Origin of the sequence: Eudoraea sp. (assembly GCF_049665975.1) — a bacterium.
Classification (GTDB): Bacteria; Bacteroidota; Bacteroidia; order Flavobacteriales; family Flavobacteriaceae; genus Eudoraea.
The window spans coordinates 1-11,542 of record NZ_JBATGR010000479.1 but is presented as its reverse complement, the minus strand read 5'-3'; the positions used below and the strand labels follow the sequence as shown (position 1 = coordinate 11,542).

At 37.4% G+C, this 11,542-nt stretch carries 12 protein-coding genes; 6 read left to right on the top strand and 6 right to left on the bottom strand.

Translation table 11 applies throughout. From position 1 onward, the window contains the following. Positions 1–512 (bottom strand): serine hydrolase (locus WBN20_RS15450; protein WP_424282329.1); only part of this gene is annotated, 512 nt, incomplete at its 3' end. Positions 513–636: 124 nt separating this feature from the next. Between WBN20_RS15450 and rimO the strand changes: the two genes are divergently transcribed. After that, complete coding sequence (gene rimO, locus WBN20_RS15445; RefSeq protein ID WP_424282328.1) at positions 637–1,956, top strand: 30S ribosomal protein S12 methylthiotransferase RimO; 1,320 nt, start codon at positions 637–639, stop codon at positions 1,954–1,956. Positions 1,957–1,992: 36 nt separating this feature from the next. Here the strand turns inward: rimO and WBN20_RS15440 are convergent, their stop codons facing one another. Together WBN20_RS15440 and WBN20_RS15435 are read right to left on the bottom strand one after the other, a co-directional pair. Then, positions 1,993–2,784, bottom strand: coding sequence for an anti-sigma factor (locus tag WBN20_RS15440; RefSeq protein WP_424282327.1), 792 nt, complete (start codon positions 2,782–2,784; stop codon positions 1,993–1,995). Next, a complete protein-coding gene (locus tag WBN20_RS15435) occupies positions 2,777–3,343 on the bottom strand; it encodes an RNA polymerase sigma factor (protein ID WP_424282326.1) in 567 nt (188 codons plus the stop codon). The genes WBN20_RS15440 and WBN20_RS15435 overlap by 8 nt, the downstream gene beginning before the upstream one ends. A gap of 119 nt (positions 3,344–3,462) precedes the next feature. On the opposite strand from WBN20_RS15435, the gene WBN20_RS15430 reads away from it, so the two are divergent. Continuing rightward, a complete protein-coding gene (locus WBN20_RS15430; protein WP_424282325.1) occupies positions 3,463–3,981 on the top strand; it encodes a fasciclin domain-containing protein in 519 nt (172 codons plus the stop codon). A 33-nt stretch (positions 3,982–4,014) separates the two neighbouring features. Here WBN20_RS15430 and WBN20_RS15425 read toward each other — a convergent pair whose 3' ends face one another. Genes WBN20_RS15425 through WBN20_RS15415 form a run of 3 tightly spaced genes read right to left on the bottom strand, consistent with a single transcriptional unit; the run spans position 4,015 to position 5,883 of the window. Next, a complete protein-coding gene (locus WBN20_RS15425; RefSeq protein WP_424282324.1) occupies positions 4,015–5,154 on the bottom strand; it encodes a serine hydrolase in 1,140 nt (379 codons plus the stop codon). Between the two features lie 16 nt (positions 5,155–5,170). Continuing rightward, positions 5,171–5,419, bottom strand: coding sequence for a hypothetical protein (locus WBN20_RS15420; RefSeq protein ID WP_424282323.1), 249 nt, complete (start codon positions 5,417–5,419; stop codon positions 5,171–5,173). Positions 5,420–5,430: 11 nt separating this feature from the next. Beyond that, on the bottom strand, positions 5,431–5,883 hold the full coding sequence (locus WBN20_RS15415) for an SRPBCC family protein (protein ID WP_424282322.1): 453 nt from the start codon (positions 5,881–5,883) through the stop codon (positions 5,431–5,433). Positions 5,884–6,089: 206 nt separating this feature from the next. On the opposite strand from WBN20_RS15415, the gene WBN20_RS15410 reads away from it, so the two are divergent. From WBN20_RS15410 to WBN20_RS15395, 4 genes are all read left to right on the top strand, one after another. Further along, the gene (locus WBN20_RS15410) at positions 6,090–6,893 is read left to right on the top strand and encodes a peptidyl-prolyl cis-trans isomerase (RefSeq protein ID WP_424272888.1); all 804 of its coding nucleotides are present in this window, start codon (positions 6,090–6,092) and stop codon (positions 6,891–6,893) included. Then, positions 6,877–8,328 carry a peptidylprolyl isomerase gene (locus WBN20_RS15405; protein WP_424274954.1) on the top strand — a complete coding sequence of 484 codons (1,452 nt, stop codon included), beginning with the start codon at positions 6,877–6,879 and terminating at the stop codon, positions 8,326–8,328. The genes WBN20_RS15410 and WBN20_RS15405 overlap by 17 nt, the downstream gene beginning before the upstream one ends. Positions 8,329–8,332: 4 nt before the next feature. Next, positions 8,333–9,286, top strand: a complete 954-nt coding sequence (locus WBN20_RS15400) for an AAA family ATPase (RefSeq protein WP_424282321.1) — start codon at positions 8,333–8,335, stop codon at positions 9,284–9,286. 249 nt (positions 9,287–9,535) lie between these two features. After that, positions 9,536–11,542: aconitate hydratase (locus WBN20_RS15395; RefSeq protein ID WP_424282320.1), on the top strand; the 2,007-nt coding region annotated here is incomplete at its 3' end.

Genomic DNA, 11,542 nt, shown 5'->3' with positions numbered 1-11,542 from the left:
ACACAATCAAATGCGGTGTCTTTTAAGCCACTTGTAATGGTCAATTGATTCCATATAGTTATCAAATTTTCTTTGTCTGCAGGAGCGGAGGTCCAGCCTTCACCCAGGTAATCGGAAGTTTTATCATTCAGATCCAGCAATTGCTTTTCTTGTGCAATACCAACTGTGAACGCCGTTAGGGTTTTACCTGCCGATGCCCAATACCAGACGCTGTCCTTCTTAAAAGTTCCGAAGTATTCTTCCATGGCAATTTTGCCATCTTTTAAAATTAGAAATGCCTTGGTATCCTTTTCCTCAAGGAAATCTATCAGTGGCTGTTTATTGTTTGTATTCCAACCTAATTCTTCAGGGCTAACAGTTGCCCAATCATCAGAAGCAGTGTTTGGAAAATACAAAGATGCATCCGGATTTTCTTCAATTATCTCATCGTTTAAATCATCTGAATTATTGGAACATGCCGAACAGCCCAGGAATATGATAATTAAAAATAGTCCTTGAATTTGGTGTTTCATATGGTTTTAATTTCTAATTAGACCAATACTACTATTAATGGTTTAACGCAGAATGAGAAGAATTCTTGTTAAAAGGTGGCTCTTCTTCTATTGTATTGTATTTTTGCACGGCTAAAGAAAACCCATGCGAACAAAGTCGGTAAAGAAAAATAGAATAAATGTTGTAACCCTGGGATGTTCCAAAAATGTCTACGACTCTGAGGTTCTTATGGGACAACTCAGAGCTAATGATAAAGAGGTAGTGCATGAAGAGGAAGGGAATATAGTAGTCATAAATACCTGTGGTTTTATAGCTAATGCCAAAGAGGAAAGCGTGAATACCATTTTGGAATATGTAGATAAAAAGCAATCAGGAGAGGTAGATAAAGTTTTTGTTACAGGATGTTTGAGTGAGCGTTATAAGCCGGATCTGGAAAAGGAAATTCCTAATGTTGATGAATATTTTGGGACCAGTGATCTACCTAATTTGTTAAAGGCCCTGGGGGCAGATTACAAACATGAATTAATTGGGGAACGCTTAACAACCACCCCGAAAAATTATGCCTATTTGAAGATTGCAGAAGGTTGCGACAGGCCTTGTTCTTTTTGTGCAATACCATTAATGCGCGGTAAGCACAGGAGTAAGCCAATAGAGGAATTGGTTTTAGAATCTCAAAAACTGGCATCTAATGGGGTCAAAGAACTTATACTAATTGCTCAGGACTTAACATATTACGGACTTGATCTTTATAAAAAGAGAAACCTTGCCGAATTACTAAAGGAACTTGCCAAGGTGGAAGGAATAGAATGGATTCGTCTTCATTATGCCTTTCCAACAGGGTTTCCAATGGATGTACTTGAGGTTATGAAAAAAGAACCAAAAATCTGTAAGTATCTCGACATACCGTTGCAACATATTTCGGATCCTATCCTTAAGAGCATGCGCAGAGGAACTACAAAAGCCAAAACTACCGGGCTTTTAAAAGATTTTAGGCAGATTGTTCCGGATATGGCCATCAGAACCACACTAATTGTGGGCTATCCGGGTGAAACGGAGGATGATTTTCTGACCTTAAAGAACTGGGTATCAGAAATGCGGTTTGAACGACTTGGCTGCTTTACTTATAGCCATGAAGAGAACACCCATGCTTATAAACTGGAAGATGATGTGCAGGAAGAGGTGAAACAACAAAGGGCGAACGAAATAATGGAGCTTCAATCCGGTATTTCATGGCAGTTAAACCAGGAGAAAATAGGTAAGGTATTTCGTTGTATTATTGATCGTAAGGAAGGAAATTATTTTATTGGAAGAACCGAATACGATTCTCCGGATGTGGATAATGAAGTTTTGGTTGATGCAAAGAACTTCTATGTTAAAATTGGAGAATTCGTAGAACTTGAAATTACAGATGCGGCAGACTTTGACCTTTATGGGAAACCAGTTAAACAAAGTGTTTTGGACTAAATGTTTAAATTAATCCTGCTCTGCATCCTGTTTGTTTTAAAGCAGGACATTAGAGATCAGGTTTTCAACCGTAGGATGGTCATTACCGCCGGCTGGTTCAATGGTGATATTAAAAGATTCGGCCCTGTCTATATATTTTAAAGGGATCAAATCTGTATCCGCCGGTAACAGACCCATATTTATCATTACGCCATCAACATCGGCCCACATTTGATATGTTTTATCTTTCTCCAAAGGCGGAAGGCCCTGTGAATTTACCATAACACTTTTTGTAGTATGATTTACGTATGCCACTGCTCTTGATTCTGGTAATATCCTATTGCCCTTAAGTAACAAAGGAATTACATTACGGTTGTTTATGGACTGATAGCGCTGACTGGCAACTTCAAATGTTTGTTCCAAATTTGACAAACGATCCTGCAAGGCAACAGTCTGTTCCTGCAGTACTGTTAGGTTGTCTTCTGCGGCCTGCCATCTGTTGTAAAACCAAAAGGAACTTAATGCAAAAATTGCAGCAAGACTGGCCGCTACAGCAAGTCGGCCATAATTGAATGTATCACTTTTTTTAAGAACAGAAATGTCCCTTACTTTTGTGGTTTCACCATTGGTCTTCAAAGCCTCACTTAATGCTATTTTTACGCTATCAGGTGGTTGAATAGCATTTTCAAAGGCTATATTTTGAAATTCTTCTTCAAGCCCTTCAAATATACTTCTTAAATCAGCATCCTCTTTTAGTACCTTTTGAATAAGGAATTCCTGTTCATCTGAAAGTTCTCCCAAAAGATACTGCTCTAAAAGACCGTCTTCTAATATCTTTTTCTTATCCATTTCCAAAAACTTCTATTAATAATATAAGCAATGAAAGTTCTGAACGTCTTTCCCGTAATTTCACAAGGGCTTGTCTTATGTATGATTTAAAAGAACCCAGGGGAACATTCATTGTCTTATGGGCCTCCCGATGTGTAAGGCCTTTAAAATAAACCAGATCAATTGCTTGCTGATGGTGAGGTTCCAAATCGGATAAAATCCCTTTTAAAGCCGTATAATCTGTCGCCTCCAGATCAGCATTCTTATTTTCATATACACTTAAATCTTCCGATTGGATGAGTGGCGTAGATTTTCGAAGCGCATTTAAGGTCGTGTTTTTAGCGATCCTATAGGCCCATGTATAGAATTTGCCTTTCTCAGCATCATACGAGCCTATATTTTGCCAAATTTTAATAAAACTTTCCTGAAGAAGGTCTTTGGCTAAATCTTCTTCTCTACACATTCTTAGTATTACCCCATAAAGTGCTCCTGAGTACTTGTCATATAGGAGATATAAGGCATTCTTATCTCCATTGAGAAGTTTATTGATGAATTCTGTGTCTTTCAGGTCTGCTGCCATAAACTTATGTTAAAGATATGATAAAAAATCACTTTCCTCATCCACGGCCCTCATCAATGCGTATCTAATAATGCATAATGCACATAAATAATTACTAATAATTAATCTTTAAACAAATTATGAAAAAAATTTATTTAATTCTCTCAATGGTAGCTCTATTATTTTCTGCTCAAACTACCTCCGCACAAGACAATTCTATGGACATAGTAGATATCGCCGTTTCTGTAGATGATTTCTCAACCCTGGTAAGTGCTTTGCAAGCTGCAGACCTTGTAACTGCCCTTCAGGGAGATGGTCCCTTTACTGTATTTGCCCCTGTAAACGCAGGTTTTGCTAAAATTGATTCAAACACTATGAATTCACTTCTAGCTCCTGAAAACAAAGAACAATTAGCTGCTATTTTAACGTATCATGTAGTAGCAGGAAAAGTTGACGCCGCGGCAGTTGTTGCAGCATTAGAAGCAGGAAACGGGAAAGCCGAATTAAAAACCCTCAACGGGGAAATGCTTACGGCAGTTTCTAAAGACGACGGGATCTATTTAATGGATCAGAGCGGAAATTACAGCAAAGTCACCAAAACTGATGTTATGGCTTCAAATGGGGTCATCCATATCATTGAAGATGTTGTTATGCCCTAATAGTATACTTTTTTAAAGTTAAAAGCACCGTTTTTACGGTGCTTTTTTTGTTTCAAGCGCATAATTGTAAAATTCCCTTCCTAAGGCGGCTAAAAAGGGAATACCTATCTCATCATATTCATATTTATCGTCGTTGAAAATCCCATCTTCATTAACTAAAATGGTTGCGGTGAGCATAAATTCTACCTTATTTTTTTCATCTGTTATATAAGCACAATCAGTTAGGGTACCGTAGGCAAATCCTACTTTATTATAAATTTTAATGTGTTTGGGAATATTTTCTTTTGAATCTCCATATATAAAAAATTTGCAGTAACTGTCGTAAAACTCTTCTTGGTCATAACCTGCGTCTTTGGGTAATGTATGCATTGCGGTTAACAGAAATTCTCTTTGATCCTCACTAAGGTTAAACCTTTCATTTGTCTTGAATAATTCCGGGAATATTAATCTTTTCAATACTCCGTGTTGTGAACTAACCGGGTAATAATTTTTATAGCTGAAATCAAAAGGGTTATTTACTAATGAGTCCTTTTCGTAATACCCAACACCCTTTTTTATTCGCTCTAAACTAAGTGATAAAGGTTCTGTGTTTATTATAGACGCAGATGTTCCGGTAGTGCTGTCGTTTATATAATAAATAAGGGGCTTGGTGGTTACATCATCGGAATGTACACCTAGTCTGTGTGAAATTCTCACAGGAAATATTCCCTTGTTTCTAAGCCTCAAATTAATATCATCTTGTCCCTGGAATTCAAGTAATCTGTTGTTTGCATGATTGTCACTAACAGCCAATATTTTAGAGATGTCTTCTGCAAAAGTATTTTCAACAGAATCTCCTTCAATGTAGTAGCGCGTATCTCTATTTAAAGAATCTGTAAAATTTAATTTCTCCAGGGCCAGAACGGCAATTGGTAATTTAACGGTACTGGCCGGATAGAAGTATTTCATATCATCTAACTGAAATTCATAATCAGTTAGGATAATACTATCACCACGTCGGTCTATTTGTGTATAAAGTATTTGGACTTCATATTGATCAACACTATCAATAACATTTCTGATTGCCATATTTTGAGAACCCAAAACCAATTCCATTGGATTATTTTCTTTGCTCTTGGTCTTACATGCCATTGATAATAATAGAAAGAGAATTGCCAGTTTTAAAGCTTTCAAGACAACGAATATTTAGTTAGTTCTGCTTTTCTGAATAAACTTCTCCCCTATGGGGTATTAGGGCGTCACGCACACCGGTCATATTAACTTCTTCGACCACCATATAAGCAATACTGTGCATAGAACTTAAGTCTGTATTTCCGGTAATGTTTGGGCTCAAATTTTCAGCCTCGATATAATCTTTCAAATGTTTTTCGTGATGCATGGCAACTTCTTTTGCTGTAGGCCCTCTAAAATCCCAGATCAATTTAATTTTTCTACTCATATTTATTCTTGTTATTTAGCTACCGAGATGCCTTTCTCTGCAAATGCTTTAAAATCACTTAGTGATTTTTTAGATTGCTTTTTAAACGCCCCAGGCATAATAAACCCCATTAATTTCATCATAAATCCTGAAAACTGAAATTCTGACTCGGATATCCACCTTGTTGTGCAGTCATCAATAACTTCAAAATAATTCTTTTGAATATTATGAACACCTTTCGCATGATAGGTAGCATGAAATTCATAAGGAAAGTTATTCACTATGATTGTTTCAATTAGTGTCATCTCCCGTTTGCCAATTTTATAATATAATTCCATTTGTGCACCTTCTTTTGTGGGCTCTTCAGACAATTGTTTATAACCTAATAGTCCTTCCTGCCAATGTTTCATGTTTTCTGGATTATCCAGTTTTTTATGTACTTCGTCACGAGAAAGACTGACTGTAATTTCTGAAGTATACTTCATAATATTTTAGTTGTTAACCCTACTAATGTAATAAATAAAAATATGGAGGTACTAAAAATCTGTTAATCCATATTGTTATTACTTGTTCAGCACGATTTAATTCTTATTTTTGTCGAATGCACTTTTTAAAACTACAGACAAAAAAAATAGGAATACATATAGGAATCGCCGCCTGGGTTTTGTTTTTATTTTCTTGTAATTCATTTTTGAAGAATGATGCAAACGAAGAACCATTGGCAAGGGTAGGGGATACTTATTTGTATTGGAATGAGGTTGTGGCCGTGCTGGGTGAAAATATCACAAAACAGGATAGCGCATCTATGGTTACGAATTATATAAATAATTGGGCAACAAAACAGATACTCCTGGAAAAAGCCAAGATTAATTTACCCGATGAAAAGATCGCAGAATTTGAACAATTGGTCTCTAATTACCGCACAGATCTATATACAAGGGCCTATAAAGAAGCCCTGGTAAATCAGGCAAAAGATACGGTTATCTCCCAGGGAGAATTAAGCAGGTTTTACGAAGAAGAGAAAGAAAATTTTAAGCTCAAGGAAAAAATCATTAAACTCAGGTTTATTGAATTACCCTTACAATTTCTTAATACAAAAGAAGTAACCGAGAGTTTAAAGAGATTTAATCAGGAAGACATTAAATATTTGGATTCCATAGGGGTACAATTTAAAAAATTGAATTTTAATGACTCACTTTGGGTTTCTGCCTCGCGTGTGATTGAAGAAATTCCTCCCTTGAATATTGATAATGAAGACAGATACTTAAAAAAATCACAATTTTTTGAATTACAGGACTCAATGGGGGTATATTTGACAAAGATAAACGATGTGGTTGATGTTAATGAAATTGCACCACTCTCATATATCGAACCTACCATAAGACAAGTACTTCTTAATAGAAGAAAATTGGACTACATTAGAAAACTGGAAACAGAAATTATAGATGAAGCAACTAAGGAAAAAGTATTTGAAGTGTATGACAAACAGCAATGACATATTGTTGTTTTTATGTTTTTTTATTGTCTTTATCGGTGCGCATGCACAGGTAAATGATTCTATCCCTGATACTCAATTGGAGCCACCAGAAACTGTTGTGGTGGCTGATATTGAAGTTAAAAAGGATACTGTAAATACATTTAAGAGAATTAAGCTTGATGGAATTTCGGCGGTAGTTGGGGATTACTTGATTCTGGATTCGGATATAGAAAAAACATTGATAGACTTGCGTAGCCAGGGAGCTTCTATGGACGATATTACGCACTGCGGGTTATTGGGTAAATTAATGGAAGACCGTTTATATGCGCATCAAGCTGTGCAGGATAGTATTTTGGTGTCTGATGATGAGGTAAATGCTACCAGTGACCGTCAAATACAACAATTGGTGCAGCAGGTGGGTTCTATGCAAAAGGTTCTTGATTTTTACAATAAAGAAAGCGTTGAAGATTTCCGGGAAGAATTGCACAATATCAATAAGTTGAGAATGCTATCGGAGAAAATGCAGCAAAAAATTATCAGTGAAATAGAAGTAACCCCTGAGGAAGTAAGACAATTTTTTAAAAAAATTCCCGAGGATGAAAAACCTGTATTTGGTGCAGAACTTGAAATTTCTCAGATAGTTAAAATACCTGAAATTCCTGAAGAGGAAAAACAGAAAACAATTAATAAGTTAAATGAAATAAAGGCAGATTGCGAAGATAATGATGCTAGCTTTAGCGTAAAAGCAATATTATATTCACAGGATCCTGGCTCTAAATCCAAAGGTGGTTTTTACAGCATGACAAGGGAAACACCTTTTGTAAAAGAATTTAAGGATGTGGCTTTTAGCTTGCGCCAGGGAGAAATTTCCGATCCATTTGAAACTACTTTTGGGTACCATATCATATATATTGAAAAGATAAGAGGCCAGGAACTGGACTTGCGGCATATTCTGTTGCAACCAGAGATACCTCAATCTTCAATTGATAAAGCCAGAGTTGAGTTAGATTCTATCAGAAAGCAGCTGATGGATGGGAAATATACTTTCGCCGAAGCGGCATTGAATTTTTCAGACGAAAAAGAAACTAAGTTTGACGGGGGGTTATTAAGAAATCCAATTAATTTTGATTCGCATTTTGAACTTACTAAGATGGATCCATCTCTATATAATCAGGTAAGGAATTTAAAAGATAACGAAATATCGCAACCTACACTGGAGCAGGATGCAAATGGGGGTCCTCCCAGGTATAAGATTTTGATGGTTTCTAACAGATATGATGAGCACGAAGCAAATTTTGCCCAGGACTATATTAAAATTCAGGAACTTGCACTAAGAGATAAGCAGTTTACTACTATTAGAAAATGGCTTAATGATCATATTGCAGACACTTATGTAAGTGTTGGCGGTGATAATGTAAATTGTGAATTCGCCAATAAATGGATAAAGGAATAGCCGGATGTCTGATGTTACAGCAATCAACAATTTAGTAGCCAAGCATAAGGCTTTAAGAAAGGAAATAGCCAAAATAATTGTAGGCCAGGACTTGGTAATTGACCAAATACTTTTATCTATTTATACCGGGGGTCATTCCTTACTCATCGGGGTACCCGGATTGGCCAAAACTTTAATGGTAAATACAATTGCCCGTACTTTAGGGCTCGACTTTAAAAGAATACAGTTTACCCCTGACTTGATGCCCAGTGATATTTTAGGAAGTGAGATATTAGACCAGAATAGGAATTTCAAATTTATTAAAGGCCCTATTTTTGCCAATATAATTCTGGCAGATGAGATTAATAGAACACCACCTAAAACACAAGCAGCTCTTTTAGAGGCTATGCAGGAAAGGGCAGTAACCATAACAGGTGTGCAACATAAACTTTCGCTGCCATATTTTGTTCTTGCTACGCAAAACCCCATTGAACAGGAAGGTACTTATCCTCTTCCGGAAGCGCAGCTGGATAGATTTATGTTTGCAATAGAGTTAAAATATCCATCTGTTGAGGAAGAAACACAAGTGGTTAAAGCAACTACCAATGATGAATTTCCTGAGGTGAATGCCTTATTGAATGCCGATGAAATATTAGAAGTTCAGCATTTGGTTAGAAGAATACCTGTTCCGGACAATGTTGTGGATTATGCGGTAAAACTAGTGAGCAGTACCCGCCCTGGATTAGATACTTCTTCAGATTATGTGAAACAATACCTGGATTGGGGTGCCGGACCACGAGCTTCTCAGAACCTTATTTTAGGAGCCAAGGCCCACGCTGCAATTAATGGCAAGTTCTCCCCGGATATAGAAGATGTACAGGCAGTTGCAATGGGCATTCTAAGACATAGAATAATTAAAAATTATAAGGCAGAAGCCGAAGGTATCTCGGAAGAGGATATCATAAATAAACTTCTTTAAACAATATCATCATGCGCATTCTATGAAGAAGATATACGATCGTTTTTCGAATAGGTCTGAAGCTTATAAAAAGCATAGAATCTCTTATTCATACGAAAACCGATTTCCTATTTTCTTAAACTCGGATGGATTTGAAAATAAATTATTCATATATCCAAAATTTATGCGTAATCCCATTCTAAAAATTTCCTTTACCACGCGTATTTTACTAATTTTACGGAATTCAATTAACTGAAAAAACTCAAAATAATGGCATTTGATATTGACATGATTAAGGGGGTTTACGCCAATATAGCAGAACGTATTGACAAGGCTCGCGATATAGTTGGAAGACCATTAACGCTTTCCGAGAAAATACTATATGCCCATCTTTGGGAGGGAGAACCCACAAAAGCCTTTAAACGAGGTAAGGATTATGTGGATTTTGCACCGGATAGAGTGGCGTGCCAGGATGCCACAGCTCAGATGGCACTACTGCAGTTTATGCAGGCAGGCAAGCCTAAGGTTGCAGTTCCCACTACGGTCCATTGCGATCATTTAATCCAGGCAAAGAGCGGGGCGGCTATTGATTTAAAAACTGCCAATAGCACAAGTGCTGAGGTATTCAGCTTTTTAGAATCAGTTTCAAATAAATACGGAATAGGTTTTTGGAAACCAGGAGCTGGAATTATTCATCAGGTGGTTTTGGAAAACTATGCTTTTCCAGGCGGTATGATGATAGGGACAGACTCACATACTGTAAATGCTGGAGGTTTGGGAATGTTAGCCATTGGTGTTGGAGGAGCAGATGCTGTTGATGTAATGGCAGGCATGGCATGGGAACTCAAGTTTCCAAAATTAATTGGGGTTAAACTCACTGGAAATATTTCTGGTTGGACTTCAGCTAAGGATGTCATCTTAAAAGTTGCTGGTATTCTAACTGTAAAAGGTGGAACCGGAGCAATTGTGGAATATTTTGGAGAAGGGGCTAAGAATCTTTCTTGCACAGGTAAAGGTACAATATGTAATATGGGTGCAGAAATCGGGGCTACTACTTCCACCTTCGGTTATGATGCCTCCATGGAAAGATATCTGCGTGCAACAGACAGAAGTGCTATTGCAGATGCGGCAAACGAGGTAAAGGATTATCTGACAGCAGATTCAGAGGTCTATGCAGAACCGGAAAAATATTTCGATGAACTTATTGAAATAAATTTAAATGATCTAAGACCACATCTTAATGGTCCTTTTACCCCGGATTTGGCAACACCTGTTGGTGAACTAGGTCCTAAAGCCAGGGCAAATGACTGGCCCATTCAGGTTGATTGGGGGCTTATTGGGTCATGTACTAATTCTTCTTATGAAGATTTAACCAGGGCTGCATCTATTGCAAAGCAAGCTGTAGACAATAAAATAAAACCTAAGTCTGATTTTGGAATTAATCCAGGATCAGAACAGATCAGATATACTGCGGAACGAGACGGCTTACTGCAGATATTTGAAAACCTGGGGGCTACCATTTTTACCAACGCATGTGGTCCTTGTATTGGACAATGGGACAGAAGTGACCTCAAAGGGCAAGAGAAAAATACTATTGTACACTCTTTTAACCGTAATTTTTCTAAAAGGGCAGATGGTAACCCCAACACACATGCTTTTGTGGGTTCTCCGGAAATGGTAGCAGCCATTGCACTTTCGGGAAGGTTAGACTTTGACCCTATGAACGATACACTAATAAATGAAGATGGAAAGGAAGTTAAATTAAAAGAACCCGAAGGAATTGAATTACCTCCAAAAGGTTTTGAGGTTGAAGATGCCGGGTACCTGGCACCAGATGAAGATGGTAGTGGGGTTGAAGTAGTCGTAGCAGAAGATTCTGAGAGGCTGCAGGTTTTGGAACCTTTTGTGCCAATTTCTGCGGATAGTCTTCAAAATATGAAGCTTCTTATTAAAGCATTTGGTAAATGTACAACAGACCATATTTCAATGGCTGGTCCATGGCTCAGATACCGAGGGCATTTGGATAATATTGCAAATAATACCTTGATAGGCGCGGTAAATGCTTTTAACAAAAAGACCAATTTTGTAAAAAATCAATTAAGTGGAGAATATGGCGGGGTACCAGATACGCAGAGAGCATATAAGGCCAGGGGTATAAAGACCATTGTAGTTGGTGATCATAATTATGGGGAAGGATCTTCCCGTGAACACGCGGCTATGCAGCCCAGACATTTAGGCGTAGCGGCGGTCCTTGTAAAGTCTTTTGCTCGTATTCAC

What these genes read in the sequence shown, in the direction of transcription:
- WBN20_RS15405 (WP_424274954.1), top strand. Translation starts at nt 6,877, where the DNA reads ATGACAAACAGCAATGACATATTGTTGTTTTTATGTTTTTTTATTGTC.
- WBN20_RS15430 (WP_424282325.1), top strand. Translation starts at nt 3,463, where the DNA reads ATGAAAAAAATTTATTTAATTCTCTCAATGGTAGCTCTATTATTTTCT.
- WBN20_RS15415 (WP_424282322.1), bottom strand. Translation starts at nt 5,883, where the DNA reads ATGAAGTATACTTCAGAAATTACAGTCAGTCTTTCTCGTGACGAAGTA.
- WBN20_RS15435 (WP_424282326.1), bottom strand. Translation starts at nt 3,343, where the DNA reads ATGGCAGCAGACCTGAAAGACACAGAATTCATCAATAAACTTCTCAAT.
- WBN20_RS15420 (WP_424282323.1), bottom strand. Translation starts at nt 5,419, where the DNA reads ATGAGTAGAAAAATTAAATTGATCTGGGATTTTAGAGGGCCTACAGCA.
- WBN20_RS15440 (WP_424282327.1), bottom strand. Translation starts at nt 2,784, where the DNA reads ATGGATAAGAAAAAGATATTAGAAGACGGTCTTTTAGAGCAGTATCTT.
- rimO (WP_424282328.1), top strand. Translation starts at nt 637, where the DNA reads ATGCGAACAAAGTCGGTAAAGAAAAATAGAATAAATGTTGTAACCCTG.
- WBN20_RS15400 (WP_424282321.1), top strand. Translation starts at nt 8,333, where the DNA reads ATGTCTGATGTTACAGCAATCAACAATTTAGTAGCCAAGCATAAGGCT.